This is a genomic window from Gordonia malaquae (assembly GCF_037148075.1).
Taxonomy (GTDB): domain Bacteria; phylum Actinomycetota; class Actinomycetes; order Mycobacteriales; family Mycobacteriaceae; genus Gordonia; species Gordonia malaquae.
In genome coordinates, this window is record NZ_JBBCUB010000001.1 from 1387950 (window position 1) to 1414493 (window position 26544).

A 26544-nucleotide genomic window follows, 5' to 3' on the forward strand; every position below is an offset into this window, starting at 1 on the left:
ACCGATCAAAGATGCTCGTTGGGCGACAAGTCGTACACAAGCACCTGGCAATGGGCCGTGCGCAGGGTATGTTCATGAACGGATAAGAATTCGTCTCCACAATGGAGATGAGAATCTGCGATTCATCAGCTGGAGGGAAACTCACACATGAGCGGATACTCGACGATCGTCGTCGGCACCGACGGATCGGAATCTTCGCTGAAGGCCGTCGAGCGTGCGGGCGCCATCGCCGGCGACGCAACCGTCGTCATCGCCTGCGCCTACTTCCCGAACGACGGCAAGGCTGCCAGCTCTGCGTCCGACACCCTGCGCGACGAGGCATACCAGGTGATGGGCAGCTCGCCCACCGAGGAGATCCTCCGCACGGCGAAAGAGCGCGCAAAGGCCGCGGGTGCCGCGACCGTAGTGCAGCGCGCCGTTCAGGGTGCACCGGTCGACGCGCTCCTGCAGCTCGTCGTCGACGTCCAGGCCGACCTTCTGGTCGTCGGCAACAAGGGCCTCAACTCGATCGCCGGACGTCTGCTCGGCTCGGTTCCGGCCGATGTCGCTCGCAAGGCGGCATGCGATGTTCTGATCGTTCACACGACGTAGTCCCACCCGGGCATTACGGCACGAAGGCTCACCTCCGTCACGGAGGTGAGCCTTCTGCGTTCGGCGGATCAGCGCGGCATGTCGACGAGGTCAGGCGGAAGCGCTCGTGAGTGCACCACGACGAGACGCTGGGTCGCGCGCGTGAGGGCCACGTACAGGTCGTTGTAGCCGCGAGGGGACTCACTGATCAGATCTGCGGGATCGACGAGGATCACCGTGTCGAACTCGAGTCCCTTGGCCGCAGTGATCGGATGCACCGTGACGTCGGCGCCCACGTCGGCGAGCGCGCCGCGCAGAGCGTCGGCTGTTCCGTCGGACGTGATGACTGTGGTGAGACCGGCCCAGTCCGACGTCACGACGAGCTCGGACACAGTGGACGCGACGTCGTCGGTCGCGATCGCCACCGGTTCGATCCCGTTCGAGCGCAACGATGTCGGTGGGGACTGGTCCGGGTTGATCCAGTCGAGCACGCGGTTCGCGTAGTGAGTGATCTCCGATGGTGTCCGGTAGTTGACGGTCAGTTCGTGCAGTCGCCACCGATTGGCGACGTACGGGGTGAACACCTCCGACCACGACGTGGCGCCCGCGGCGTCACCCGTCTGGGCGGTGTCGCCGATGACCGTCATCCAGCGATTCGGTATCCGTCGCATCACCATTCGCCACGCCATCGACGACAGTTCCTGCGCTTCGTCGACGATGACGTGACCGAACGTCCACGTCCGATCCTCGTAGGCGCGTTCAGCGGTCGTCCGGCGTGCGGTGTGAACCTGTCGTTCGGCGAGTTGTTCGGCATCGATGAGGTCGTACGCCATGAGGATCTCCGGATCGAGGTCGTCCTCGAGGTCCTGCGGGGCTGATCCGGTCAGGATGTCGAGGGCGTCCTGCGCCTCGGACAACTGCTGTCGCCATCGCGCGCGGTTCACCCGATCGGCTTCGTCCGTCCGATATCCGATGAGTTCGGCGAGTTCGTCGAGCAGCGGGACGTCCGACGCGGACAGGTCCGCGTCCTCGCGGAGGGGACGGGCCTTGCGGTACAGCGCGTCACGCTCGGCGTCCGTCCAGCCCCGAGTCGACTTCCGGAGGAACGACGGGTCGTCGTACAGGTCGCGGAGCACACCCTGCGGCGTCAGCGTCGGCCAGAACTCGAGGAGCGTCGCCGTCACGTCCGGGTCTGCTTCGAGCTCGACGCGGATGTCGTCGAGGTCGCCCGCGGTCAACAGCTGCGACCCGTCGAGTTGGCTCGATCCGATGCGGCGGGCGTGAACGGCGGCGAGCCGGTCGAGTGCGGTGCGGAGGAAGGTCCGTTGGGCGAGGTTGTGCGCACGACGAGTCGACCGAGCATCGGCGCGAGCCGCTTTGACGATCTCGGCGTCGATCGGCAGGTCGTACCCGTCGAACCGGGTGGTGAGTCCGGCCGTGGGCAACGACTCGCGGGCCCGAACCGCGGCCCGGAGCACGTTCAGCATCCGCTGGTCGCCCTTGAGAGCCACGGCCTCGCGTGTGTCACGACCGCGGGCGCGGACGTCGGGGAACAGATCGGCGACAGTCGAGAGGAGCACTCCTGTCTCACCGAGTGACGGAAGCACCTGACCGATGTACTGCAGGAAGTCCTCGTTCGGACCGAGGATCAGGACACCACTCCGCGACAGCAGATCACGGTGGGTGTACAGGAGATAGGCCGCGCGGTGCAGTGCGACGGCGGTCTTGCCGGTGCCGGGACCGCCCTGCACCACCACGACGCCGCGATGCGTGGAGCGGATGATCTCGTCCTGCTCACGTTGAATCGTCTCGACGATGTCGGTCATCTCGCCGGTCCGCGCGGCGTTCAGAGCGTCGACCAGCGCCGACTCGTTGACGACGTTCGCACCGGAGACGTCATTCGAGGAATCGGAGTCGACGATCTCGCCGGAGATCAGATTCTCGTCGGACACGCTGCGGACCGCGCGGGATCGCGTCCGGATGTGGCGTCGACGTTCCACGTCCTCGGGAGTCGCCGGTGTTGCGAGGTAGAACGGACGCGACAGGGGCGCACGCCAGTCGAGCAGCAGGGTGGTGTCTCGGTCGTCGTCGTCGAGGATGCCGATGCGTCCGATGCGCCGGACCTCCTCGGTGTCGTCGATCATGTCGAGTCGCCCGAAGTACAGATTGTGCTCGGCTGCGTCGATCTTGGTGAGTTCGTCCGTGTACATGCGCTCGTACGATTCGCGCTCGGACAAGGCCTGCGGTGTCCCCGCGGATTCACGCAGCGTCTCGCTCAGGCGACGGCGGGTGGTCGCGCGCATGCGGTCGAGGCGCGCGTAGACCGCGTCGAGGTGAATCTGCTCGTCTGGCAGGCGGGGATCAGGCGTTTCGGCTGTCACAGTCGTTCCATATTACCGGCGGATCGCCGCCGGTGGCGGGCTCAGAACGTGGTGCCCGTCACCGGCGTGGCCACCGGCTCACGAGGTCAGCGTGCGAGCGATCGTCGCCATCGGCGCGCGGTGTCCGCGGCCTCGGGTGCATGCTGGGCGACTTCGTCGGCCCACTGCTCTGCGCGATGGCGGGTCGCGTCCAACACCTCGGGCGCTCGGTCTGCGACGGTGTGCGCCAACTCCTCGGCGCGGGACTTGGCCGAAGCAGCCAGTGTTGACGCGTTCGCCGCGATCTTGTCGGTCGGCACACGATCGGCGGCCTGATGCGCCCAGTGCTCCGCCTTGTTCACCGATGCCGTGAACGTGTCCTGCCCCGACTCTCCGGGCAGGGCCTCGACGATCGACTCGCGAGCGTCGACCAACCGGCGCCGTCCGCGCCAACCCAACGAAGGGCGTCCCTCGGTGTCTGCGGACGCGATCAGCACGCCACCGAGAAGACCGAGGTTCTTCACGAACGCCGACTGCTTGGCGCTCCGGACCGCCGGGTCGTTCTCGTTCCAGAAATCGCTGGCGAAGACAGTGGTCGGGACAAGGGTCCCGGCGAGCACGGTGGACGCGATACGCGGCGCCTTGCCGAAAGCCAGCGCGAGTCCGGCGCCGACCTGCACGGCGCCTGCCACGCGAATGACGGTCTCGGTGTCGGCGGGGACGTTCTCCAGAAGTGGTTCAGCTGTTCGCGCTGGACCGCCAGGGGCTGTGACGGCGTCGATTCCGGACGCGATGAAAGCCGTTCCGAGCAGCGGACGTGCGATTCGTCGAAGGATCATGGCGTATGCCTTTCGTCTCGTCGAGCGGTGTGGAACGGCGCGCGTCGGTTCTGGATCGAAGACGCCGTCCCTCTCGACGGTACCCATTTCGCCGCCGCGGTAAACGTGACCCACGGCGGCCGATCGCTCCTACCAGCCGCGCTCGCGCCATTCCGGAATGGAAGGACGCTCGGCGGCGAGAGTGGTGTCCTTGCCGTGGCCCGGATAAACGTCGGCGTCGTCGAATCGGCCGAAGAGCTTGGTCTCGACGTCGCCGAGGAGCACCTCGAAATCGCCCGGCTGCCACGTCTTGCCGACACCGCCGGGAAACAAGGAATCGCCGGTGAACAGGTGCGCACGACCGGACTTCTCGGTGAGCACCAGCGTGACCGAGCCCGCGGTGTGGCCGCGGATGCCGATCACCTCCAACGTCAGCTCGCCGACGTCGATCGTGTCTCCGTCGGAGAGACGACGATCAGGGGTGATGGGCAGATCACCAGCGTCGTCATGGCCGATCGCGTGCGGGACGTCGAGCCCGTCGCGCACCTCGACGAGAGCCTGCCAGTGGTCGAAGTGCCCGTGCGTGGTGACGATCTGACGCACGGTGCCCGCCTCCTGGTCGGTGAGCGTCAGCAGCACACCCGCGTCGTTTGCGGCATCGATGAGCAGAGCCTCGCCGGTGGCGGTGTCGGTGACGAGGTAGGAGTTGTTGTCCATCGGACCGACCGACACCTTGACGATCGTCGCGTTGTCGAGTGTCCGGCGTTGTGCGAGATTCTGCTGCTCGCCGTCGGACGAGACGGCGCCGGTGTAGTCGTCGGAGACTGTGATCTGCTGCGTCATGGCTCCACCGTAGCTGTCGCCTCAGACACAGTCCGATGCGCGCTCGACCGGAATTGTCAGAGGGTCCGCGTACTGTGGTCGACCGGGGAAGATAGTCGTGCAATGTGAGGAAAACTAGTGGTTGATCGGCTCATCGTTCGTGGCGCGCGCGAGCACAATCTGCGGGGGATCGACGTCGATCTGCCGCGCGACTCGCTGATCGTCTTCACCGGCCTGTCGGGATCGGGCAAGTCGTCGTTGGCGTTCGACACGATCTTCGCCGAAGGCCAACGACGATACGTCGAATCGCTGTCGGCGTACGCGCGGCAGTTCCTCGGTCAGATGGACAAGCCGGACGTCGACTTCATCGAAGGTCTCTCGCCTGCAGTGTCGATCGACCAGAAATCGACCAACCGCAACCCGCGGTCGACGGTCGGCACGATCACCGAGGTCTACGACTACCTGCGGTTGCTGTACGCGCGAGCAGGCACTGCCCACTGCCCGGTGTGCGGCGAGAAGATCGCTCGTCAGACGCCGCAGCAGATCGTCGATCAGATCCTCGCGATGGACGAGGGCACACGCTTCCAGGTCCTCGCGCCCGTCGTCCGCACACGCAAGGGCGAGTTCGTCGATCTGTTCACGGATCTGCAGACACAGGGTTTCGCCCGCGCACGCATCGACGGTGTCGTCCACCAGCTCGCTGATCCGCCGAAGCTGAAGAAGCAGGAGAAGCACGATGTCGACGTGGTCGTCGACCGACTCGTCGTGAAGCCGTCGGCGAAACAGCGACTCACCGACTCGATCGAGACTGCTCTGCGCGTCGCCGACGGGATCGTCGTTCTCGACTTCGTCGACCTCGATGAGAACGACGCCGACCGCGAGCGCCGCTTCTCCGAGAAGATGGCCTGCCCGAACGCTCATCCCATCGCCATCGACGATCTCGAACCTCGGTCGTTCTCGTTCAACTCGCCCTTCGGCGCATGCCCGGAGTGCGACGGTCTCGGTGTTCAGAAGGAGGTCGACGAGAGCCTCGTCGTCCCCGACCCGGACACCACGCTCAGAGACGGCGCGATCGCACCCTGGTCGAGTGGGCACAACGCGAGCTACTTCCTCCGACTCGTCGAAGGACTCGGCGACCAGATGGGCTTCGACGTCGACACACCGTGGAACAAACTGCCGCGCAACGCACGCAAGGCGTTGCTCAACGGCTCGGACCATCAGGTGCACGTCAAGTTCAAGAACCGGTACGGGCGCACGCGCTCGTACTACACCGAGTTCGAGGGCGTCATGGCGTTCCTGTCACGCCGAGCCGACACGACCGAGTCCGAGCAGATGAAGGACAGGTACGAGGGCTACATGCGCGACGTGCCCTGCGGTGCGTGCTCGGGTACCCGATTACGTCCTGAGATCCTCGCCGTCACGCTCGATCACCCCGTCCACGGACCGAAGTCGATCGCCGACGTCACCGCTCTGTCGGTCGCCGAATGTGCCGACTACCTCGACGGGCTCGCACTCGGGGAACGTGAGGCCGCGATCGCCGGCCGAGTCCTCAAAGAGGTCCAAGCACGCATCCGCTTCCTGCTCGACGTCGGACTCGAGTACTTGTCGCTGTCTCGGGCCGCGGGCTCGCTGTCCGGTGGCGAGGCCCAGCGCATCCGCCTGGCCACTCAGATCGGCGCAGGTCTGGCCGGTGTGCTCTACGTGCTCGATGAGCCTTCGATCGGCCTCCACCAGCGAGACAACCGCAGGCTTATCGACACCCTCGTCCGACTCCGCGACCTCGGAAACACTCTGATCGTCGTCGAACACGACGAGGACACGATCCGGGCCGCCGACTGGATCGTCGACATCGGCCCGCGCGCGGGGGAGCACGGTGGTCGTGTGGTGCACAGCGGCGACTACCAGGGGCTGCTCGACAATCGGGAGTCGTTGACCGGCGCATATCTGTCGGGCCGCGAAGCGCTCGAGGTTCCGGCGATCCGACGGCCCGTCGACAAGAAGCGTCAGCTGACGGTCGTCGGCGCCCGCGAGAACAACCTCGACGGCATCGACGTGTCTTTCCCGCTCGGCGTCCTGACAGCGGTCACCGGTGTGTCCGGTTCGGGCAAGTCGACGCTCGTGAACGACATCCTCGCGACCGTTCTGGCGAACAAGCTGAACGGCGCCCGGCAGGTTCCGGGGCATCACACTCGGATCAAGGGCGTCGAACAGCTCGACAAGCTCGTTCAGGTCGATCAGTCGCCGATCGGCCGCACTCCGCGGTCGAACCCGGCCACGTACACCGGCGTCTTCGACAAGGTCCGCACGCTGTTCGCCGCGACCACCGAGGCCAAGGTGCGCGGCTACCAGCCCGGTCGGTTCTCCTTCAACGTCAAGGGCGGACGCTGCGAGGCGTGCATGGGTGAAGGCACCATCAAGATCGAGATGAACTTCCTGCCCGACGTGTACGTTCCGTGCGAGGTCTGTCACGGCGCCCGCTACAACCGCGAGACGCTCGAAGTGCACTACAAGGGCAAGACGATCGCCGAGGTCCTCGACATGCCGATCGACGAGGCCGCCGACTTCTTCGAGCCGGTCACGTCGATCCACCGGTACCTCAAGACGCTGGTCGACGTCGGCCTCGGTTACGTCCGGCTCGGCCAGCCTGCGCCGACCCTGTCCGGTGGCGAGGCTCAGCGTGTGAAGCTGGCCGCCGAACTGCAGAAGCGGTCGACGGGGCGGACGATCTACATCCTCGACGAACCGACCACCGGCCTGCACTTCGAAGACATCCGGAAGCTGCTCCTGGTGATCAACGGACTCGTCGACAAAGGCAACACGGTCATCGTCATCGAGCACAATCTCGATGTCATCAAGACCGCGGACTGGATTGTCGACATGGGACCCGAGGGCGGCAGCGGCGGTGGCACCGTCGTCGCCCAGGGCACGCCGGAGGACGTGGCAGCTGTCGCGGCGTCGCACACGGGTGGATTCATCGCCGACCTCCTGCCCGCAGTCGAAGAGGTCGGCTGATCGGACCTCAGATCCTGCGGACCGGGGCTAGCCTGGCTGCATGATCAGGAGCGTCTCGAAGCTGCTCGCGGCGAGCATCGTGGCACTGCTCGCTGCGGGCCTTGTCGGTGCCCCCGCTCAAGCGGCTCCGGTCGCGTACAACTTTCTCGACGGCATCCGGGCCGAGTTGACCAACCCGGGTGGGAGTCTTACAGGGACCAACGACTACTCGTGCCGTCCGAGCCCCCGTCACCCCCGCCCGGTGATGCTGCTGCATGGCAGCGGGGGAGGTCGTCAGACGAACTGGGCGAGCATCGCCGCGGTCCTGACACGTGAGGGATACTGCGTCTACGCGCCGACCTACGGGAAACTGTCGACGGCGTGGCCTGCGTCGGCACTCGGTGGCCTCGGCCCGAAGCCGGACAGTGCATGGGATGTGAAAATGTTCGCCGATGAGGTCCTGACCAGGACCGGTGCGACGCAACTCGACATCGTCGGACACTCGCTCGGCACCGAGATGGGCGTCTATTGGATGAAGTACCTCGGTGGGCGAGGGCGGGTCGCCCACTACGTCTCCCTCGCGCCCTACTGGCGACAGGGACCCGATGAAGACGACGCTCGAGGGGAGATGATCGCCGACTTCCGCGCACGCCTCGGCATTCCGGAGCAGACGAGACCGGCATGCTCGGAGTGCACGCCGCCGCCTGCGGACCTGAACTTTAACCGTGCCGTCCGACTACCGACGCCCTATCTCCCGGGGGTTCGCTACACCAACATCGTGACCCGCGACGACGAGATGGTGACGCCGTACACCGCCGGACTGCTCCCCGGACCAGCCGGTACACACGTCACGAACATCGTCGTCCAGGACGGATGTGCAAAAGACAGGTCGGACCACATGTCGATCACTTCGAACCGGCGGAGTGCAGCCATCGTGCTGAACGCACTCGACCCGGCGCATCCCCGTCCGGTGCCGTGCGTGCCCGTCGCACCGATCACCGGCGGTTGATCACGACCCGCTGGTCACAAGCCGAGAGACTTCCGCATCTCGTCGAGCTTCTTCTTCGCAGCTTCGTCACGCTTGGCCATCGCCTCATCGAGCTCGGCCGCTTCGCGACTCATCTCGGAGAGCTCCTGGCTGCCGATCGCCGTGGTGGTCCGCTTCTCGATCTTGTCTCGGACATGGTCGAACGTCGGAACACCCGCCTCGGTGTAGCCGGTGACGTCGGAGAACGACGGTGCGGTAACCGTCGGAGTGAAGTCGGGCGAGCCGACCGGTTCGACGATCTCCGCGTCGATCGGTTCCAGATCGTCGTCACCTGTGGTCATGGGACCAGCGTAGTCCGACCGCCGCGCCGCCGATCCGAACGCTCAGCCTTTGACCGGGCCGGTGTACTTCTCGCCGGGACCCTCGCCGGGAGCGTCGGGGTACGACGACGCCTCGCGGAACGCGAGCTGCAGGGCCTTGAGTCCGTCCTGGATCGGCTTGCGATGGAGACCGAGATCCATCGATGCCGCCGTCACGAGGCCTGCGAGTGCGGTGATCAGGGCACGTGCTTCCGGGAGGTCCTTGTGCTCCTCCTCGCCACCCGCGTCCGGGCCGATCTTCTCGGCCGCAGCGCTCATCAGCATGATCGCTGCACGGGTCGTCACCTCGACCGCGGGAATGGTCGCGAGCTCGCGGACGTTGACGTCTTCGGCTCCTCCTGGAGCGACGTGCGTATGCGCGTCGTCAGAGGAGGGCTGGCCGGTCGAATAGGAGTTAGCGCTCACGCCTGTTAGACTTTCACAGCATGACCGCTCCGGCTAACCCCGGGGTAGCAAGAGGATGTTCGAGGTCCCACCGTACGACACGCGCCTTCGGGTGAGGAGTTGTCCGGTTCCGGTCACACCGTCGCGAGACGACGGAGCAGCGAGATGATACTTCGTCTCGGTTGGCTCCGCGCGTGGCGAGTGTTTTTCGGTCTCGATGTCTCCTGCTGCCAGTATTTTCTGGCCGGCCACGTGAGTACACATTTATCGAGGAGGCCACATCAGCACTGAAACCCGCATCAACGAGCGCATCCGCGTTCCCGAGGTCCGTCTTGTCGGTCCCGGGGGAGAGCAGGTGGGCATCGTGCGTGTTGAAGATGCGCTCCGCCTGGCTTACGAAGCCGACCTGGACCTGGTCGAGGTGGCGCCTGACGCTCGCCCGCCCGTGTGCAAGATCATGGACTACGGCAAGTTCAAGTACGAGGCAGCGCAGAAGCAGCGCGAATCGCGCCGTAATCAGCAGATGACCGTCATCAAGGAGCAGAAGCTCCGCCCGAAGATCGACGACCACGACTACGAGACCAAGAAGGGTCACGTCGTCCGGTTCCTCGAGGCGGGTTCCAAGGTGAAGGTCACCATCATGTTCCGCGGCCGCGAGCAGTCCCGCCCCGAACTGGGCTTCCGACTGCTGCAGCGCCTGGGCAACGACGTCGCCGAGTACGGCTTCGTCGAGACCTCGGCGAAGCAGGACGGCCGCAACATGACGATGGTCCTCGCCCCGCACAAGGGCGCGAAGACCCGGGTCAAGGCCCAGCAGACCGCCGAATAGGCCGCAGCACCACATCCGCACCAGCGGATTCCACACGAGCACCGCGAGGGCGGTGCCGGTGGAGTTCGCCCGAATTAAGGAAAACCATGCCGAAGAGCAAGACCCACAAGGGCACCGCGAAGCGTTTCAAGGTGACCGGCAGCGGCAAGATCGTCCGCGAGAAGGCAGGCAAGCGCCACCTTCTGGAGCACAAGTCGTCGCGTGTCACCCGTCGTATGAGCGGCACCGAGGTCGTCAGCGAGAACGACGCCCCGCGCATCAAGCGACTGCTCAACCGCTGATCTTCCCCTGACGACTAAGACGTAAAAGGATTACTGACTAATGGCACGTGTGAAAAGGGCCGTCAACGCCCAGAAGAAGCGCCGCTCCGTTCTGGAGGCATCGAAGGGCTACCGCGGACAGCGGTCGCGCCTCTACCGCAAGGCCAAGGAGCAGCAGCTCCACTCGCTGACCTACGCCTACCGCGACCGCAAGGCTCGCAAGGGCGACTTCCGCAAGCTGTGGATCACCCGCATCAACGCGGCCGCCCGCGCCAACGACATCACCTACAACCGCTTCATCCAGGGCCTCAAGCTGGCTGAGGTCGAGGTGGACCGCAAGGTGCTCGCCGACATCGCCGTCACCGACCCGGCAGCCTTCACCGGCCTCGTCGAGATCGCTCGCGCAGCACTGCCTGCCGACGTCAACGCTCCGGTTGCCTGATCATCTGAGCAGACGCGAGATATGAACTCGTATCGACCCGCGATGGACGTTCTCTCCGAACGTTCGTCGCGGGTCGTCTCTTTGGTCAAGTATCGACGGGCCTCGGCGCGCAAAGCCGAGGGGCGATTCCTCGTCGAAGGATTCAACTCGGTCGACGCCGCCTTGTCGACGGGCCGGGTCCTGTCTGTTCTGGTACGCGACTCCGACTCCCACAAGCACGTCGGGCTTGTCGACCGAGTGCTCGAAGCGGACATTCCGCTGTACTGGTTGTCGGACAAGGCTGCCGACAGGCTGTCCGAGACGACGACCGCGCCCGGTGTGTTCGCCGAGTGCACACTCGTCACGACCGACCTCGACGACGTGCTCGCCGGCGACCCGACCCTGCTTGTCGTGGCCGTCGAGCCGCGCGAGCCCGGCAACGTCGGCACGCTCACTCGGTGCGCTGACGCGATGGGCGCTGACGCAGTGCTGCTGCTCGGCGACACCGTCGACCCGCACAATGCCAAGGCGGTTCGTGCCTCAGCGGGCAGCATCTTCCACATCCCGGTGGTCCGCGAGGTGAACGTGCAGCGTGCTCTCGAAGCCGTCCGTCGACGCGGGATCGTCACTCTCGCCACCACGATGGACGGCGAGTTGTCGTTGGACGATGCTGCGTCCGTCCTCGCCGGACCACACGCCTGGTTGTTCGGCAACGAAGCGCACGGACTTCCTGCAGAACTCCTCGCAGGCGCCGATCACCGTCTGTCCATTCCGATTCGCGGTCGTGCGGAGAGTTTGAACCTCGCCGCCGCAAGCGCGATCTGCCTGTACGCGAGCGCACGAGCACAGGGTTCGTAGAACACCTTGAAGTAGGTTCGGCTAACCTAATGCGATGACCGTGACCAAGGCCGTCGCCGAACCGCTGCAGCGGACCGCGTCGCGCACCGCGATCGGATTTGTGCTCGGCCTGATCGCGCTCACCGGCGGCCTCGTGGTCTCGGTGCTGTTCGGTTCGGGTGAGCACCTGTCTGTCGGTGACGCGTGGACCTCCCTGTGGGCGTCCGCCGATCAACTCGCGTCGTCGACCGGGTTGACTCGAGCCAACGACATCGTGTTCTCCCAGCGCATCCCCCGCACCGTTCTCGGGCTCCTCGTCGGGCTGGCACTGGGTGCGGCAGGCGCTCTCGTTCAGGGCCACACCAGAAACCCGCTCGCCGATCCAGGGATGCTCGGCGTCAACGGGGGAGCGAGCCTTGGCGTTGTCGTCGGCGTCTTCGCCTTCGGCGTCGCATCCCCGTGGGCCTACATGTGGTTCGGCATGGCGGGCGCCCTGATCGCTGCGGCCGCGGTGTTCGCGTTCGCAGTCGGCGGGGGAGCCGGTTCGCCGCTCACACTCATTCTGTCCGGTGCGGGCATGTCGGCGTTCCTCGTGGCGGTGACCTCAGCGATCGTGCTGTCCGATGTGCGCTCGCTCGACGCGTGGAGGTACTGGAACGTCGGCGCCACCGGCGGACGGGACTGGGACGTCGTCGGCGCGGCCGCACCGTTCATCGTCGTCGGCCTGGTCGTCGCCTTCGCAGGCGGTTACTTCCTCAACATCCTCGCGCTCGGCGATTCGGTCGCGAAATCCCTCGGGTCGCGCGTCGGATGGATCCGATTCTCCGGCGTCGCCGCGGTCGCGGTCCTCGCAGGCGCTGCGACCGCAGCCTGTGGGCCGATCGCCTTTCTCGGACTGGTGGTCCCACATGTCGCGCGCGTGTTCACCGGACCCGATTACCGCCTGATGGTGCCGTTCTCGGCGGTGCTCGGTGCGTGTCTCCTCCTCTACTGCGATGTGATCGGCCGCGTCCTGGGCAGCCCGGGGGAGATCTCCGTGGCGGTTGTGCTCGCGGCGGTGGGAGCGCCCGTGTTCATCGCGATCATTCGTCGGAAGAAGCTGGTGACCCTGTGACCGCAACCCTCGACGTGGGCCACCGGCCCCTGAGGCGCAACGTGATCCGCGCCGGACTGGTGAGCGTCATCGTGCGACCGCGTGCTGTGGTCGTCGGGCTGGTGCTCGCAGCATCGGTGGCCGCACTCGGATTCGGACTGCTGTACATCGAGACGCTGCCCCCGGACGTGGTCACGAAGGCGCTGTTCGGCGGTGGCGGACGTCTTCCTCGTCAGGCGATCGTCGACGGACAGCTCCCGATCGTCCTGCTCGGCGCGTTCGCCGGCGCCGGGCTCGCCGTGGCCGGTGCGAACATGCAGACCGTGGCACGCAATCCGCTGGCCACGCCAGACATGCTCGGCATCACAGCAGGGGCGTCGACGATGGTGGTGTTGGCCATCGCCTTCGCAGGGTCGTGGGGCGCCTGGTTCGACGGCATCGGTGTTCCCGGCGCCGCCCTCGTCGGTGCGGCGGGGACCGCGCTGGCCATGTACGCGCTCGCGTGGAAGAACGGGTTGGAGACGACACGCCTGGTGCTCGTCGGCGTGGCCGCCACCTGGTTCTTCACTGCGCTCACCAGCTACCTGCTGACGCGCGCACAAGTCTGGGAGGTTGAAGAGGCGCAACGGTGGATCGTCGGATCCCTGTCGGGGGCGTCCTGGGACACCCTGACGCCGGTGCTGGTCGTGGTGCCGATCGGCATCGTCGCCTCGCTGCTGCTGCGCGCACGCCTGGCGGCCATCAGCATGGGTGAGGACCTCGCCCGGTCGTTCGGTACCCGACCCGCCCTCACAACAGGCGTCACGATGGCGATCGGCGTTGTGGTCGCCGGAGTCGCGGTGTCGGGTGTGGGGCCGATAGCGTTTGTCGCGCTCCTCGCGCCTCAGATCGCGCTGCGCGTGGCGGGCGGGACGGTGCCAGGGCCGTTGACCAGTGGTCTCTGCGGCGCACTGCTCGTTCTGCTCAGTGAACTCCTCTGCCGAACGGTGCTGCCCAGCAGCATTCCCGTCGGGGTCGTGACCGCCGGAGTGGGCGGGCCCGTGCTCGTCGCATCACTCGTGATCGCCAAGATGAAGGGACGTCTGTGACCACCACCAACCCGATCCTGTCGGCACATGGACTGTCGGTCGGCTACAACGGCGACATCGTCGTCGCGGACCTCGACGTGGACATCGCCGCGGGCGAGGTCACCACGATCATCGGCCCCAACGGATGCGGCAAGTCGACACTGCTCCGGACCCTGTCGAAGCTGCTGACTCCCGCCGCAGGACACGTCCGCCTCGATGGTGTCGACCTGGCCTCGCTGCGGCCGCGAGACATCGCCCGACGGCTCGCCATGCTGCCGCAGAATCCGATCGCGCCGTCTGGCCTCTCCGTTCTCGACCTCGTCTCCCGCGGGCGGTCCCCGTACCAATCGTGGTACCGCCAGTGGAGCTCCGACGACGAGGAAGCGGTGTCGCGCGCCATGCGCCTCACCTCGATTCTCGACCTCGCGGATCGTCCGGTCGAGGATCTGTCCGGTGGTCAGCGACAACGAGCATGGATCGCGATGACGCTCGCGCAGGACACCGACCTCGTGTTGCTGGACGAGCCGACGACCTACCTCGACCTGGCGCACGCGGTCGACGTCCTCGACCTCGTCGACGAACTTCGTGACGATCACGGAAAGACCGTGGTCATGGTGTTGCACGATCTCAATCTGGCGGCGCGGTCGAGCGATCACCTCATCGTGATGCGCGACGGCGTCGTACTGACGCGAGGAACCCCGGCCGAGGTGCTGACCGTCGAGGTGCTGCGTGACGCCTTCGGCCTGTCCGCGCAGGTGTTGACCGATCCGGAGACCGGTGGACCGCTCGTGGTCCCCACCGTCGCGTCCGCGCGTCGACGTAAGGGCACCCTTCTCAGCAAGCCGTCAGTCTGATATAAGGTTAGGCTCACTTACTTCGTCGGTTGGATGGAGTGCATGAGCAAGGAGTCTGGAACCACATGAAGGTCAGCATCACCACGCGGCGCGTCCTCGCCGCCTTCGCCGCGGCGACCGCAGTCGTCGCCGTCAGCGCCTGCGGGTCGACGGACGACACCGCCTCCGACGGCGCATCCGGCTCGGTCCAGGTCCAGACCGCCAACGGTCCGGTCACGATCAACGGCACACCGGAGAAGATCGTCACCATCGGCTCACAGTGGACCGAGACCGTCGTCGCGCTCGGCCAGCAGCCCGTCGCCTACTACGACGCGGTGAAGGCGACCACCGGAACCGTCGCGCCGTGGCTTGCGGGCAAGGTCGGCGACGGCCGGGAGATCGACGTGAAGAAGGACATCGTCACCCAGATCGCAGACCTCGATCCCGACGTCATCTTCACCCAGGGAAGCATCACCGATGCGCCGACCCTCAAGAAGCTGCAGGACACCGGCGTGCCAGTGATCGCAGCCGTCGGCAAGCAGCAGGTCGACTCCTGGCAGGACCTGCTGGCCGCCGCAGGCACGGCGCTCGGAAAGACCGACGAAGCAGCCGAGGTCAAGACGTCGATCGACGACAAGATCGCGTCGATCAAGAAGGAGAACCCGAAGCTCGCCGGCAAGACCTACTCGTTCGCGGCGTTCCAGTCTCCGACGATGATCACTCTGCTCGCCGACAACAACGACGGTGCAGCGGCACTGTTCACCGAACTCGGTCTGTCCTTCCCTCAAGCGCAGCTTGATCGCGCCAAGGCAGAGGGCACGCCGCGTTTCCAGGTCAGCCCGGAGAACGTCCAGATCCTGGACTCCGACCTGCTGGTCATCGCCGCGGTGTCGGACGAACTGAAGAACACCCTGCAGAACCTTCCGTCGTACAAGTCGCTCACCTCGGTGCGCAACGGCGCGGTCGCCTGGACGTCGTATGTCGACATCTTCGGCCTCAACACGCCGTCGGCGCTCTCGATCCCGGCGCTGCTCGACAAGCTGAACCCGGCTTTCGCCGCGGTCAAGTAAGAGCCGACAGCGCTGAGAAGACCCCCTGCACAACGGCGTGCAGGGGGTCTTCTCGTGTTGCTGCGCTCAGCCGAGCGTGATCTCCAACGGCGTGGTCTGCTCGCTCGTGGAGACGTCCGGGCGACCGAGCTGATTATCACGGTTGAGTCCCCAGCAATAGCGCTTGTCGTCGCTGATCGCACACGTCATGCTCCAACTGGTGACCACCTGGCGCACATCGCCGAGTCCCGTCACCTCAGTAGGCGCGGACACGTTGGACGTGCCTCCCGTGCCGAGCTGGCCACGACTGTTGTTGCCCCAGCACTTGGCGGCGCCGTCGATCACGGCGCATGTGCTCGCAACGTCGGTCGTCACGTTGGACGCGCCCGAGATGTCCGCGACCTTCTTCGGGCTGGTCGAATCAGTGGTCCCGCCGTCGCCCAGCTGGCCGTAGGAATTGTCGCCCCAGCAGTAGACGTCGCCGCCCGCCACCGCGCACGTGTTCGCGAACGGAGTTCCGTCATCGGTTCCTGTGCCGACCGAGACCGCGGTGACGTCCGACAGCGCGGTCACCTTGGTCGGGGACTGACGAGTTGTCGTCGTGCCGTCGCCGATCTGCCCGTGGTCGTTGTCGCCCCAGCAGAACAGTGAACCGCTCGCCACCGCACACGTGGTGCTGAGATTGGTCGCGATGGCGGTGGCGCCGGAGACGCCGCTGACCTTCGTCGGAGCTTTGACACCCGCGGTGCCGGGGCCGGTGCCGAGTCGGCCGTCGATGTTGAATCCCCAGCAGAACACGTCGCCGTCGGAGATCGCGCACGTGTTTCCGTCGGATGTGGCGATGCCGGTGACCACTCCGAGTCCGGGCACCTTGGTGGGAGTCGACCGGTCGGTGCTTCCGCCGTCGCCGATCTGATCGAGCAGTCCGGCGCCCCAGCAGTAGCCTGCGCCCGCGGAGACCGCGCAGGCCGTGCCGCGGAAGTCGCCGTCGAGCGAGTAACCGCCGACCGAGACAGCGGTGACATCAGTCAGTCCGGCCACCTTCGCCGGCGTCGAACGACGGCTCTCCGAGCCGTCGCCGAGCTGCCCCTGCTCATTGTCGCCCCAACAGTACAGTTCCTTCTTCTCGTCGACGACACATGTCGTTCCGCTCGCGCTGGCGAGCAGTGGTGCGATCAACGCCTCGCGTGCCGGTGCGTCGGACGACGGCCACCACAGAGGCGAGGTTCCCGCGACCGCGACGATCAGCACGGCGACCACTGCCAGGCCGATGAACAGGCCCTTCTTCGACTTCTTCGGCGCTGCGCCGAATGCGCCGTACGGTTGTTGCCCGAACTGACCTGACTGCGGCTGGAACTGGGCACCCGGCTGGAACTGCGGGCCCGACACGTGCGGGGGAGCACCCTGGAACTGCGGCCCCGACTGATACTGCGGTCCGGACTGATACTGCGGCCCGGACGGATACTGGGGTCCTGATGGGAACGGCGGCGCCTGGGGGCCCGAGGGGTGCGAACCGCCGGAAGACTGCGGAATCGGGCTGAACGCGGCCGAACCGGACGGTGCGCCGAATCCGCCCTGCGGGGTGGGCGAGACCGTGGTCTGTGTGCCGGAACTCGTCGTGCTCAACGCCCGATTGAACTCCGCTGCGAACGTGCTGCAGTCAGGAAACCGCTCGGCCGGGTTCTTCGCCATTCCGCGTTGCAGGACCGCTCCGACCGCGGCCAGGTCTGGCCGGAGGGCTCCCAAGTGCGGCGCAGGCTGCTGGACGTGCGCCATCATCAATGCGGTCGCGTTGTCGGCGGCGAACGGCGGGTTGCCCGCGAGCATCTGGTAAGTCGCGCACGCCAGCGAGTACTGGTCGGCCGCGGGCCCGGCGGTCTGGCCCCCGATCACCTCGGGTGCGGTGTACGTCATCGTGCCGACGATCGAGTTCATCGCGGTGAGCTGGGGAGAGTTCGCCAGCTTCGCGATTCCGAAGTCGAGGACGACGGCGCGGCGAATCGCACCGTCCTTATCACGGGTCACGACGATGTTCGCGGGTTTGATGTCGCGGTGCACCACATGATGCTGGTGGGCGTAGTCGAGAGCGTCGCCGACCTGGCGCAGCACGTTTCCGACCTCGGCGGGCGTCAATCGAGTGGACGCCAGGTCGGGGCCTTCGAGGTACGACATCGTGTACCAGGGCGACTCGTCGGTGATGCCGTGGTTGTGGATCGTGATGATGCTCGGATGGTCCAACGACGCCGCCGTACGGGCCTCGTTGGTGAACCGCTGCTGGAAGTCGGGATTCGACGCGCCGGCCACCGAGATGACCTTCATCGCCTCTCGACGCTGCAGTTGGTCGTTCTCGACGAGGTACACCTCGCCCATGCCGCCCGAACCGAGCAGTGAGACGACTGTGTATCCGGCGATCTTGCTACCCGGTTGCGCTGGCACGTCGAGATCCTTTCGAGGGGCGGACGTGAATTTTGTACAGCCTAGACCGTGGACGTGGTGCGGGTCGTTCGACTGAGGGATGCCGAGCCGGACGCCGCCCTTGCGGACCGGGCATGCGGGTCAGAACGTGATCTTGACTGGATTCGTGGCCCGCTCGCCAGCGGACTCGCCGAGCTGCTTCGCATTGTTGGTGCCCCAGCAGTAGGCGCCGGCTTCGCCGAGAGAACACGTTGTGCTCGACCCGACTGCCACAGACGTCACTTCCTGACCGGGGATCTTGGTCGGCGTCTTCACGGTTTCCGTCGTTCCGTTTCCGACCTGGCCGAAACGGTTATTGCCCCAGCAGAACATCGCATTGGCATTGTCCGTCACACACACTGTGCCGACGTCGGTGCTGACTGACCGGGCGGCGTCGACGCTGGAGACCAGCGCAGGCGTCGACTGCTGCGACGTTTGTATGCCGTTGCCCCAGCAGTAGAGCTTTTCATCGGCGATCGCGCAGGTGTCGACAACGACGCGTTTGTCAGTGGTACTGAATCCAAGTGCGACCGATGTCACGTTCTGCAGGCCGGAGACCTTCACAGGTGTCGATCGCTGTGCAGTGGTGCCGTCCCCGAGTTGGCCGGTGCTGTTCGAGCCCCAACAGTGCAGTTCTTCATTCATGGTGACAGCGCACGCAGTCCCGCCGTTCATTCGGACAGCGCGCACCTCGCTCAACCCCGGCACCTTTGTCGGGGCGAGAACCTGTTTGTCAGTCGAGCCGTTCCCGATCTGGCCGTTGGCGCCATAACCCCAGCAGTAGACTTCTCCGCCGGATACCGCGCACGTGGCGCCGAAACCGTTGGCGACCGACGTGACGTCCGTGAGGTTCGCGATCTTGGTCGGGGTGGTGTGGGGTGATGTGTCGGCCGATCCGCTGCCGATCTGTCCGTTTCCGTTGGCGCCCCAGCAGTGGAGCTCGCGGTCGGCGATCGCACACGTCGTGGTGACATATGCGCTGTTGTCGCCGACGAAACCCCCGACGGTCACTCCTGTGACATTGCTGAGCTGGGCGATTTTGGTCGGCGTCGACCTACTGGTTGTCGTGCCGTCGCCGAGTTGCCCTGTGCTGTTGTCGCCCCAGCAGTACAGCTCGCCATCTTTGATGGCGCACACGGTGCCGAACCCTGCGGAGATCTGCTGATTGTCCGTGGGGGCGGCCGGCCCAGCGTCGGACGACGGCCACCAGAGCGGAGATGTCCCGGCGACCGCCAGTATCGCGACGACGGCGGCGGCGAGGCCGATCCACAGCCCTCGCCTGCTCTTCGGCCTCGGCTGTGTGAACTGCGGTCCGAACGGCAGGCCCGGCTGTGAGGGGTTGGACGCCTGCGGGTTCGACAGGTACTGCGGGTGCGGCACCGCAGCAGGGCCACTGGGGTGATTCGGGGCCGGGTGGAAGGACTGCGGTGACGGGGTCGTGGGTTGTGAGGGAGCAGCGTGCCCCGGTGCTGCGTGAACCCCGGCGACTGTGCCCGACACCGTTTCCGCGAGGGCGCGTCGGAGTTCGGCGGCGAACGTCGCACAGTCCGGGTAGCGGGCGGCGGGGTTCTTCGCCATGGCGCGCTCGATGACGGGTCCGAGCGGCGCGAGATCGGGCCGCGACTGGCCGAGCGGAGGCGGGGGCTGTTGAACGTGGGCCATCATCAACGCGGTGGCCGTCTCGGCCCGGAAGGGCGCATGGCCCGACAGCACGTCGAACACCGAGCACGCAAGTGAGTACTGGTCGGATCTTCCGGTCGCAGGCTGGCCGGAGATGATCTCCGGGGCCGTGTAGGCCATCGTGCCGACGACGGAGTTCATCGCCGTGAGCTGCGGTGAATCGGACAGCTTGGCGATTCCGAAATCGAGGACCACCGCGCGAGCCAACCGGCCCTGACCATCGCGGGTGACGACGATGTTGGCGGGCTTGACGTCGCGGTGCACCACGTCGCGTCCGTGCGCGTAGTCGAGTGCCGATGCGACCTGCGTGATCGCGTCAATGGTCTCGGCAGGCGTCAATCGTGTCGCCGAGAGATCCGGGCCGTCGAGGTAGCTCATCGTGAACCACGGCAGCCCCGTGGTCGCCGCCGAGTCGGGTGTGCTGACACCGTAGCTGTGCACCGTGATGATGCTCGGGTGGGCCAGGGAGGCGGCGGTCCTGGCCTCGTTCGCGAAGCGCTCCTGGAACTCGGGGTTCGACGCGCCGGCGACGGAGATCACCTTCATCGCCTCGCGGCGTTGCAACTGAGGGTTCTCGACGACGTAGACGTCTCCCATGCCGCCGGAGCCGAGCAGCGAGACGATCCGGTAGCCGGCAATGGTGGTACCAGGTTGGGCAGGCACGCGAGAAATCCCCCTCGGTCGATTCAGAACGAGTCGACCTTATCGCGTGAGATGTACGACTCCGTGACGATGTCGTTCGGATACGCGACGTGTCGCCGGGTCGACCGCGTCGGGGCGTCACCGCACGGTCGACTACCCTGAAAGGGTCCTTTTCCACCCCAGGTGTAGGAGATGCGAGCCAGGTGGCCGACGTCAGTACCCCAAGCGAAGCCAATGAGTTCCCGACCGAGCAGCAGCTCGTGTCGGTCGTCGACGAGGCGCGTGAAGCGTTCGCCGCAGCGGCCGACCTCGACCAGCTCGCAACCGCGAAGATCGCCCACGTCGGCGACAAGTCGCCGATCGCCCTCGCGCGTCGTGCACTCGGCTCGATCCCGAAGAGTGAACGTGCCGAGGCGGGCAAGCTCGTCAACGTGTTCCGGGCGCAAGTCGCCTCAGCCCTGGACGAGCGGACCGCCGTGTTGACGGCCGAACGGGACGCGGCCGTCCTGGTGGCCGAGTCGATCGACGTCACGCTTCCCGCAGATCGCCGCCGGACCGGCGCGCGGCACCCGATCACGGTGATCGCCGAGCAGGTCGCCGACGTGTTCGTCGGCATGGGCTGGGAGATCGCCGAAGGTCCCGAGGTGGAGACCGAGCACTACAACTTCGACGCGCTCAACTTCCTGCCGGACCACCCGGCCCGGTCGATGCAGGACACGTTCTACATCGCGCCCGAGGGCTCGCGTCAGGTACTGCGGACCCACACCTCTCCGGTGCAGGTCCGATCCATGCTGGACCGTGACGTGCCGATCTACGTGGCGTGCCCCGGCCGCACCTTCCGGACCGACGAACTCGATGCGACACACACGCCGGTGTTCCACCAGATCGAGGGTTTGGCCGTCGACAAGGGGCTCACCATGGCTAACCTGCGTGGCACGCTCGAGGTGTTCGCGAAGGCGCTGTTCGGCCCGGACACCACCACCCGCATGCGCGCCAGCTACTTCCCGTTCACCGAGCCGTCCGCCGAAGTGGACGTCTGGTTCCCCGCCAAGAAGGGCGGACCCGGCTGGGTCGAGTGGGGCGGCTGCGGAATGGTCAACCCGAACGTCCTGCGCGCCAACGGAATCGACCCCGATGTCTACTCGGGATTTGCGTTCGGAATGGGTCTGGAACGCACCTTGCAGTTCCGCAACGACCTGCCCGACATGCGCGACATGGTGGAGGGCGACGTGCGCTTCACCGTCCCGTTCGGCCCTGCCTTCTAAGACCCGTTCGACACGAAAGAAGATTGGTTACCCCGTGCGACTCCCACAGTCCTGGCTGACCGAAGTCCTGCAGAAGGGCGCCCCCGACTGGTCGGCGTCGACCGCCGCCATCGACGCAGGCTTCGTCCGCGTCGGTTTCGAGATCGAGGACGTCGAGCCGTTCCCGGAGATCACCGGGCCGCTCGTCGTCGGCCGCGTCGCCGCGATCGAAGAGCTCACCGAGTTCAAGAAGCCGATCCGCTTCTGCCAGGTGGACGTCGGGGAGGACGCGCCCCGCGACATCGTGTGCGGCGCGCGGAACTTCGCAGTCGGCGACCTCGTCGTCGTCGCGCTTCCCGGAGTCGTCCTGCCTGGCCCGTTCGAGATCGCGACGCGCAAGACGTACGGCAAGACGTCCGACGGCATGATCTGCTCGGTCACCGAGCTCGGGGTCGGCAACGACCATTCCGGCATCCTCGTCCTGACCCCCGGCACGGCGCAGCCGGGCGCGGACGCCCGCGAGGTGCTTGGCCTCGACGACACGGCGATCGACGTCAACGTGACGCCCGACCGCGGGTACGCGTTCTCGATGCGCGGGCTCGGCCGCGAACTGGCGAGTGCGTTCTCGGTGCCGTTCGTCGACGCCGGATTGCCGGGTGAGCCGCTCGCCGCCGACGTGGACCGCGAGCCGTGGCCCGTCACGATCGACGCCGACAGTGCGGCGACCCGCTACACCGGCCGGGTGATCACCGGGGTCGACGCGACGGCGTCGTCGCCGTGGTGGATCGCCAAGCGGCTCATGGTGGCTGGCATCCGGCCGATCTCGGCGATCGTCGACGTCACGAACTACGTGATGATCGAACTGGGCCAGCCGCTTCACGCGTTCGACGCAGACAAGGTGCAGGGCACGGTCACTGTCCGCTCGGCGCGGGTCGGCGAGACTCTAGAGACGCTCGACGGTGTGGTCCGCACGCTCGACCCGGAAGACGTGGTCATCGCCGACGACTCGGGCCCGATTGCACTTGCCGGTGTGATGGGCGGCGCGTCGACCGAGGTCACCGACTCGACGACCGCGGTCCTCCTGGAAGCTGCGAACTTCGATCAGGTCCGCGTGTTCCGGACCGGCAAGCGGCACAAGATGAGCTCGGAGGCGCAGAAGCGCTTCGAGCGTCTGGTCGATCCGGAACTGACAGCGGTGGCCTCCGATCGGGGCGCGTCGCTGATCGTCGAACTGGCGGGTGGGCAGGTCGCAGGCCCGATCGCCGATGTTCGCGTCGACGTGGCGCCGGTCGCCGCGATTCAGATCGCCGCCGACGAGCCCGACACGACCGCGGGCGTGACGTATGCGGCAGGCACCACGGCCGCACGGCTGCGGGAAGTCGGCTGCTCCGTCGACGACTCCGGCGAGTTGCTGGCGGTGACCCCGCCGTCGTGGCGTCCCGACCTGCGGCAGCGGGCAGATCTGGTGGAAGAAGTGCTGCGCCTGGAAGGGCTCGAGGACATTCCGGCCGTTGTTCCGCGCGCCCCGGGTGGCACCGGACTGACGGCGGCGCAGCGTCGCCGCCGGGCGATCGGTGTCGCGCTCGCTGCCGACGGCTTCGTCGAAGTGCTTCCGTATCCCTTCATGCCTGCGGGTGTCTTCGACACCTGGGGTCTCGCGGACGACGATCCGCGTCGGGCTGCGGTCTCGGTGCTGAACCCGCTCGAGTCCGACCGTCCCCAACTGAATACGACTCTGCTGCCGGGGCTGCTCGAGATGGCGGCGCGCAACATCGCGCGAGGACGCCGAGACCTTGCGCTGTACACGATCGGACAGGTCGTCCTCGGCGGTGACCAGGGCCCGACGGTCGGCGCACTGGATGTGAGCGGACGTCCGACCGACGACGAGTTGGCCGCTCTCGACGCGTCGTTGCCGAGGCAGCCGTTGCACGCTGCCGCCGTCCTCACCGGACTCCGCGATCCCGCGGGCCCGTGGGGTCCCGGTCGCGCCGCCGACGCGTACGACGCGTTCGCCGCCGCGCGCGAGATCGCTGCGGCCGCAGGCGTCGAGTTGACGCTGGTCGCCGACGACGAGCTTCCGTGGCATCCCGGTCGTTGCGCACGTCTGGAGGTCGACGGAGTAGTCGTCGGGCATGCCGGTGAACTCCACCCGGCGGTGCTCGAACGTTCCGGCTTGCCCGCACGGCTGTGCGCCGTGGAGATCGACGTCGACGCGTTGCCGCTGGTCCAGGTGCTGCCGTCGCCGAAGGTGTCGCCTTTCCCGGCAGTTCTGCAGGACGTGAATGTCGTGGTGGCTGCCGAGGTCCCGGCCCAGCAGGTGCTCGACGCCCTTCGTGACGGCGCGGGCGAGCTGCTCGAAGCGATCACCCTGTTCGACGTGTTCACCGGTGAGCAGGTCGGCGAGGGCAACAAGTCGCTGACATTCGCGCTCGCCTTCCGGGCCGACGATCGGACGCTCACCGAGGACGACGCCACCGCAGCCAAGCTGTCAGCGGTCGCGCGTGCGACGGAACGTGTCGGAGCCCGCCTGCGGTGATCCGCTCCGTTGTCGAGGTCGCAGTCGCCGGGCTGATCACCTTCTGGCTGCATCGCAGGCTGGTCAGGGCGCCCGGACTCACCGGACGCCGGGCGCTGGTCGCGAACGTCGCCCTCGTGGTGCTCGGAGCGTCGACGGCGGCTGCGTTCCAGGTCGGCGACACTCTCGACCCGTCGTGGGCTCGGCCGATCGGTTTCATCGGATTCACCTGGGCGGCCGCCGTCTACTACTTGGCGATCGGGATAGTCCTGATCGGTCTTGCATCCCTTGTCGTCAGGCTCGCCCGACGACTGCGTGGTGAATCCGGCGGGGGAATGAGTCGACGTGTGCTCGCACCGGCGACCGCGGTCGTCGTCGTGGTGGCGTCGGCGCTGACCGGCTACGGACTGACGGAGGCCGCGAACCCCCGGATCGTCGACGTCGACGCGCGGGTCGCCAAGCTGCCCGCGTCGTTCGACGGCGTCCGGGTGGCCCTGGTGACCGACGTGCACGTCGGCCCGGCGCGCGGCGTCGGATTCACTCGTGAGGTCGTCGATCGGGTCAACGCGACCGACCCCGATCTGATCGTGCTCGGCGGTGACCTCACCGACGGCACCGTCGCGAAGGTCGGCGCCGATCTCGAGCCTCTCCGTGATCTGCACGCACCACTCGGCGTGTTCGCGATCAGCGGCAACCACGAGTATTACGTCGACGACGGCGGTGCGTGGCTCGACTTCTGGGAGACGCTCGGCATCACGGTGCTGCGCAATCAGCGCGTGGAACTTCGCAAGGGCGAGGGTGTGGTCGACCTGGCGGGTGTGTACGACGCGACCGCGCCCGCCCCCTACGAACCCGACTACCGCGCCGCTCTCGGCGGCCGTGACACCTCTCGGCCGCTGATCCTGCTTGCACACCAGCCGAAGCAGGCGTTCGACGCAGCCCAGTACGGGGGCGCCGAACTGCAGTTGTCCGGCCACACGCACGACGGTCAGCTCTGGCCGAACACCTACATCGTCGCGCTGCAGCAGCCGGTGCGCGCCGGCTGGGGCGACGTCGACGGAACCCCGGTGTATGTGACGCGGGGGACGGGTGCGTGGGGTCCGCCTGTCCGGGTGTTGGCGCCCCCGGAGATCACGGTGCTGACCTTGCGGCAGTGATCCCTCGCCGCCCACTCGCCCCTGGAAATCACGCTTGCAGCGAGAGTTCGGGGCGGAAGTCTCGTTCGAAACGAGGAGTGCATTTATTTACGCGATGATGCATAATGATTGCATGACTATCAAGGTTGCCGTCGCCGGAGCGAGTGGATACGCGGGTGGCGAGATCCTCCGACTGCTGTGCGGACACCCGCGCCTCGCGACCGGCGAGCTCGAGATCGGTGCGCTGACCGCCGGTGGGAACGCCGGGACACGGCTGGGCGAGCACCACAAGCACCTGCTGCCGCTCGCGGATCGGATCCTGGAAGAGACCACCCCGGAGATCCTCGCAGGCCACGACGTGGTCTTCCTCGGCCTCCCGCACGGACAGTCGGCGGTCATCGCCGACGCTCTTCCTCCGTCGACGCTCATCGTCGACTGCGGTGCGGATTTCCGGCTCAAGGACGCTTCCGAGTGGACGCAGTATTACGGCGGCACGCACGCCGGAACCTGGCCGTACGGGATGCCGGAACTGCCGGGAAACCGTGAGACGTTGACCGGTGCGACGCGGATCGCCGTTCCCGGTTGCTATCCGACCGTCTCGATCCTGTCGTTGCTGCCCGCGGTGGCGTCGGGTCTCGTCGACACTCGGGTCAGTGTGGTGGCGATGTCCGGCACGTCGGGTGCCGGTCGGGCGCCGAAGGCGAATCTGTTGGCGTCAGAAGTGATCGGATCGGTCCGTGCCTACGGTGTCGGCGGTGCTCACCGGCACACTCCCGAGATCACTCAGGCACTGTCGTCGGCGGCGAATGCACCGGTCGACGTCTCGTTCACTCCGGTCCTGGTGCCGACGTCGCGTGGCATTCTTGCGACCTGCACGGCCCGAACCGCCGCCACCGAGGCCGAACTCCGAGCCGTGTATGAGGCCGCATACGCCGATGAGCCGTTCGTGTTCGTGCTCGGAGAGGGCGAGTTCCCGGAGACGAGCTCGGTGATCGGTTCGAATGCAGTGCAGATCGGCATCGCCGTCGACGACCGCACCGGTACGTTCACTGCGATCGGTGTGGTGGACAACTTGACCAAGGGCACCGGCGGCGCAGCCGTCCAATCGATGAACCTCGCCGTTGGATTCGGCGAAGCAGAGGGTCTGACCACCGTAGGAGTCGCACCGTGA

General features: G+C 66.6%; 22 protein-coding genes. 15 read left to right on the forward strand and 7 right to left on the reverse strand.

Annotated elements, in window-relative coordinates; all coding sequences use genetic code 11:
- Nucleotides 1-147: 147 nt before the first annotated feature.
- Entirely contained in the window at nucleotides 148-591 is a 444-nt protein-coding gene (locus WFK36_RS06945) for a universal stress protein (protein ID WP_205332120.1), read from the forward strand.
- A 68-nt stretch (nucleotides 592-659) separates the two neighbouring features.
- On the opposite strand, the gene WFK36_RS06950 is transcribed toward WFK36_RS06945, so the two are convergent.
- From WFK36_RS06950 to WFK36_RS06960, 3 genes are all read right to left on the reverse strand, one after another.
- On the reverse strand, nucleotides 660-2951 hold the full coding sequence (locus WFK36_RS06950; RefSeq protein WP_336790851.1) for a HelD family protein: 2292 nt from the start codon (nucleotides 2949-2951) through the stop codon (nucleotides 660-662).
- 86 nt (nucleotides 2952-3037) lie between these two features.
- Entirely contained in the window at nucleotides 3038-3769 is a 732-nt protein-coding gene (locus tag WFK36_RS06955; protein ID WP_336790853.1) for a DoxX family protein, read from the reverse strand.
- A 129-nt stretch (nucleotides 3770-3898) separates the two neighbouring features.
- On the reverse strand, nucleotides 3899-4591 hold the full coding sequence (locus tag WFK36_RS06960; protein WP_336790855.1) for an MBL fold metallo-hydrolase: 693 nt from the start codon (nucleotides 4589-4591) through the stop codon (nucleotides 3899-3901).
- A gap of 117 nt (nucleotides 4592-4708) precedes the next feature.
- Between WFK36_RS06960 and uvrA the strand changes: the two genes are divergently transcribed.
- Complete coding sequence (gene uvrA, locus WFK36_RS06965; protein ID WP_008379965.1) at nucleotides 4709-7582, forward strand: excinuclease ABC subunit UvrA; 2874 nt, start codon at nucleotides 4709-4711, stop codon at nucleotides 7580-7582.
- Nucleotides 7583-7622: 40 nt separating this feature from the next.
- Entirely contained in the window at nucleotides 7623-8570 is a 948-nt protein-coding gene (locus WFK36_RS06970; protein WP_336790857.1) for an esterase/lipase family protein, read from the forward strand.
- 14 nt (nucleotides 8571-8584) lie between these two features.
- Here WFK36_RS06970 and WFK36_RS06975 read toward each other — a convergent pair whose 3' ends face one another.
- Together WFK36_RS06975 and WFK36_RS06980 are read right to left on the reverse strand one after the other, a co-directional pair.
- On the reverse strand, nucleotides 8585-8890 hold the full coding sequence (locus tag WFK36_RS06975) for a hypothetical protein (RefSeq protein ID WP_008379962.1): 306 nt from the start codon (nucleotides 8888-8890) through the stop codon (nucleotides 8585-8587).
- 42 nt (nucleotides 8891-8932) lie between these two features.
- Nucleotides 8933-9334, reverse strand: coding sequence for a DUF1844 domain-containing protein (locus tag WFK36_RS06980; RefSeq protein ID WP_008379960.1), 402 nt, complete (start codon nucleotides 9332-9334; stop codon nucleotides 8933-8935).
- A 241-nt stretch (nucleotides 9335-9575) separates the two neighbouring features.
- Between WFK36_RS06980 and infC the strand changes: the two genes are divergently transcribed.
- From infC to WFK36_RS07020, 8 genes are all read left to right on the forward strand, one after another.
- Nucleotides 9576-10142, forward strand: a complete 567-nt coding sequence (gene infC, locus WFK36_RS06985; protein ID WP_075051990.1) for a translation initiation factor IF-3 — start codon at nucleotides 9576-9578, stop codon at nucleotides 10140-10142.
- 86 nt (nucleotides 10143-10228) lie between these two features.
- Nucleotides 10229-10423, forward strand: a complete 195-nt coding sequence (gene rpmI, locus WFK36_RS06990; RefSeq protein WP_008379957.1) for a 50S ribosomal protein L35 — start codon at nucleotides 10229-10231, stop codon at nucleotides 10421-10423.
- Nucleotides 10424-10463: 40 nt separating this feature from the next.
- Complete coding sequence (gene rplT, locus WFK36_RS06995) at nucleotides 10464-10844, forward strand: 50S ribosomal protein L20 (RefSeq protein ID WP_008379955.1); 381 nt, start codon at nucleotides 10464-10466, stop codon at nucleotides 10842-10844.
- A 42-nt stretch (nucleotides 10845-10886) separates the two neighbouring features.
- Nucleotides 10887-11681 (forward strand): TrmH family RNA methyltransferase, encoded by a 795-nt coding sequence (locus WFK36_RS07000; protein WP_157436035.1) that lies wholly within the window; start codon nucleotides 10887-10889, stop codon nucleotides 11679-11681.
- A gap of 34 nt (nucleotides 11682-11715) precedes the next feature.
- A complete protein-coding gene (locus WFK36_RS07005; RefSeq protein WP_008379951.1) occupies nucleotides 11716-12774 on the forward strand; it encodes a FecCD family ABC transporter permease in 1059 nt (352 codons plus the stop codon).
- On the forward strand, nucleotides 12771-13841 hold the full coding sequence (locus tag WFK36_RS07010; RefSeq protein ID WP_008379950.1) for a FecCD family ABC transporter permease: 1071 nt from the start codon (nucleotides 12771-12773) through the stop codon (nucleotides 13839-13841). Before WFK36_RS07005 ends, WFK36_RS07010 begins: the two co-directional genes overlap by 4 nt.
- Nucleotides 13838-14674, forward strand: a complete 837-nt coding sequence (locus tag WFK36_RS07015; RefSeq protein ID WP_008379948.1) for an ABC transporter ATP-binding protein — start codon at nucleotides 13838-13840, stop codon at nucleotides 14672-14674. Before WFK36_RS07010 ends, WFK36_RS07015 begins: the two co-directional genes overlap by 4 nt.
- A 65-nt stretch (nucleotides 14675-14739) precedes the next feature.
- Nucleotides 14740-15723 carry an ABC transporter substrate-binding protein gene (locus WFK36_RS07020; RefSeq protein WP_008379947.1) on the forward strand — a complete coding sequence of 328 codons (984 nt, stop codon included), beginning with the start codon at nucleotides 14740-14742 and terminating at the stop codon, nucleotides 15721-15723.
- Between the two features lie 66 nt (nucleotides 15724-15789).
- On the opposite strand, the gene WFK36_RS07025 is transcribed toward WFK36_RS07020, so the two are convergent.
- Both WFK36_RS07025 and WFK36_RS07030 read right to left on the reverse strand, forming a co-directional pair.
- Nucleotides 15790-18138, reverse strand: a complete 2349-nt coding sequence (locus WFK36_RS07025; RefSeq protein ID WP_336790865.1) for a protein kinase domain-containing protein — start codon at nucleotides 18136-18138, stop codon at nucleotides 15790-15792.
- A gap of 120 nt (nucleotides 18139-18258) precedes the next feature.
- Nucleotides 18259-20499 (reverse strand): protein kinase domain-containing protein, encoded by a 2241-nt coding sequence (locus WFK36_RS07030; RefSeq protein WP_336790867.1) that lies wholly within the window; start codon nucleotides 20497-20499, stop codon nucleotides 18259-18261.
- Between the two features lie 239 nt (nucleotides 20500-20738).
- Here WFK36_RS07030 and pheS point away from each other — a divergent pair, with 239 nt between their 5' ends.
- The 4 genes from pheS (at nucleotide 20739) to argC (ending at nucleotide 26544) form a co-directional block, all read left to right on the forward strand.
- The gene (pheS, locus tag WFK36_RS07035; RefSeq protein ID WP_336791007.1) at nucleotides 20739-21743 is read left to right on the forward strand and encodes a phenylalanine--tRNA ligase subunit alpha; all 1005 of its coding nucleotides are present in this window, start codon (nucleotides 20739-20741) and stop codon (nucleotides 21741-21743) included.
- 34 nt (nucleotides 21744-21777) lie between these two features.
- Nucleotides 21778-24258, forward strand: coding sequence for a phenylalanine--tRNA ligase subunit beta (gene pheT / locus WFK36_RS07040; RefSeq protein WP_336790869.1), 2481 nt, complete (start codon nucleotides 21778-21780; stop codon nucleotides 24256-24258).
- A complete protein-coding gene (locus WFK36_RS07045; protein WP_336790871.1) occupies nucleotides 24255-25394 on the forward strand; it encodes a metallophosphoesterase in 1140 nt (379 codons plus the stop codon). Before pheT ends, WFK36_RS07045 begins: the two co-directional genes overlap by 4 nt.
- A gap of 112 nt (nucleotides 25395-25506) precedes the next feature.
- Nucleotides 25507-26544, forward strand: a complete 1038-nt coding sequence (argC, locus tag WFK36_RS07050) for an N-acetyl-gamma-glutamyl-phosphate reductase (RefSeq protein ID WP_336790873.1) — start codon at nucleotides 25507-25509, stop codon at nucleotides 26542-26544.

What these genes read in the sequence shown, in the direction of transcription:
- WFK36_RS06945 (WP_205332120.1), top strand. Translation starts at nt 148, where the DNA reads ATGAGCGGATACTCGACGATCGTCGTCGGCACCGACGGATCGGAATCT.
- WFK36_RS06955 (WP_336790853.1), bottom strand. Translation starts at nt 3,769, where the DNA reads ATGATCCTTCGACGAATCGCACGTCCGCTGCTCGGAACGGCTTTCATC.
- WFK36_RS06960 (WP_336790855.1), bottom strand. Translation starts at nt 4,591, where the DNA reads ATGACGCAGCAGATCACAGTCTCCGACGACTACACCGGCGCCGTCTCG.
- WFK36_RS06970 (WP_336790857.1), top strand. Translation starts at nt 7,623, where the DNA reads ATGATCAGGAGCGTCTCGAAGCTGCTCGCGGCGAGCATCGTGGCACTG.
- WFK36_RS06975 (WP_008379962.1), bottom strand. Translation starts at nt 8,890, where the DNA reads ATGACCACAGGTGACGACGATCTGGAACCGATCGACGCGGAGATCGTC.
- rpmI (WP_008379957.1), top strand. Translation starts at nt 10,229, where the DNA reads ATGCCGAAGAGCAAGACCCACAAGGGCACCGCGAAGCGTTTCAAGGTG.
- rplT (WP_008379955.1), top strand. Translation starts at nt 10,464, where the DNA reads ATGGCACGTGTGAAAAGGGCCGTCAACGCCCAGAAGAAGCGCCGCTCC.
- WFK36_RS07000 (WP_157436035.1), top strand. Translation starts at nt 10,887, where the DNA reads ATGGACGTTCTCTCCGAACGTTCGTCGCGGGTCGTCTCTTTGGTCAAG.
- WFK36_RS07005 (WP_008379951.1), top strand. Translation starts at nt 11,716, where the DNA reads ATGACCGTGACCAAGGCCGTCGCCGAACCGCTGCAGCGGACCGCGTCG.
- WFK36_RS07020 (WP_008379947.1), top strand. Translation starts at nt 14,740, where the DNA reads ATGAAGGTCAGCATCACCACGCGGCGCGTCCTCGCCGCCTTCGCCGCG.
- argC (WP_336790873.1), top strand. Translation starts at nt 25,507, where the DNA reads ATGACTATCAAGGTTGCCGTCGCCGGAGCGAGTGGATACGCGGGTGGC.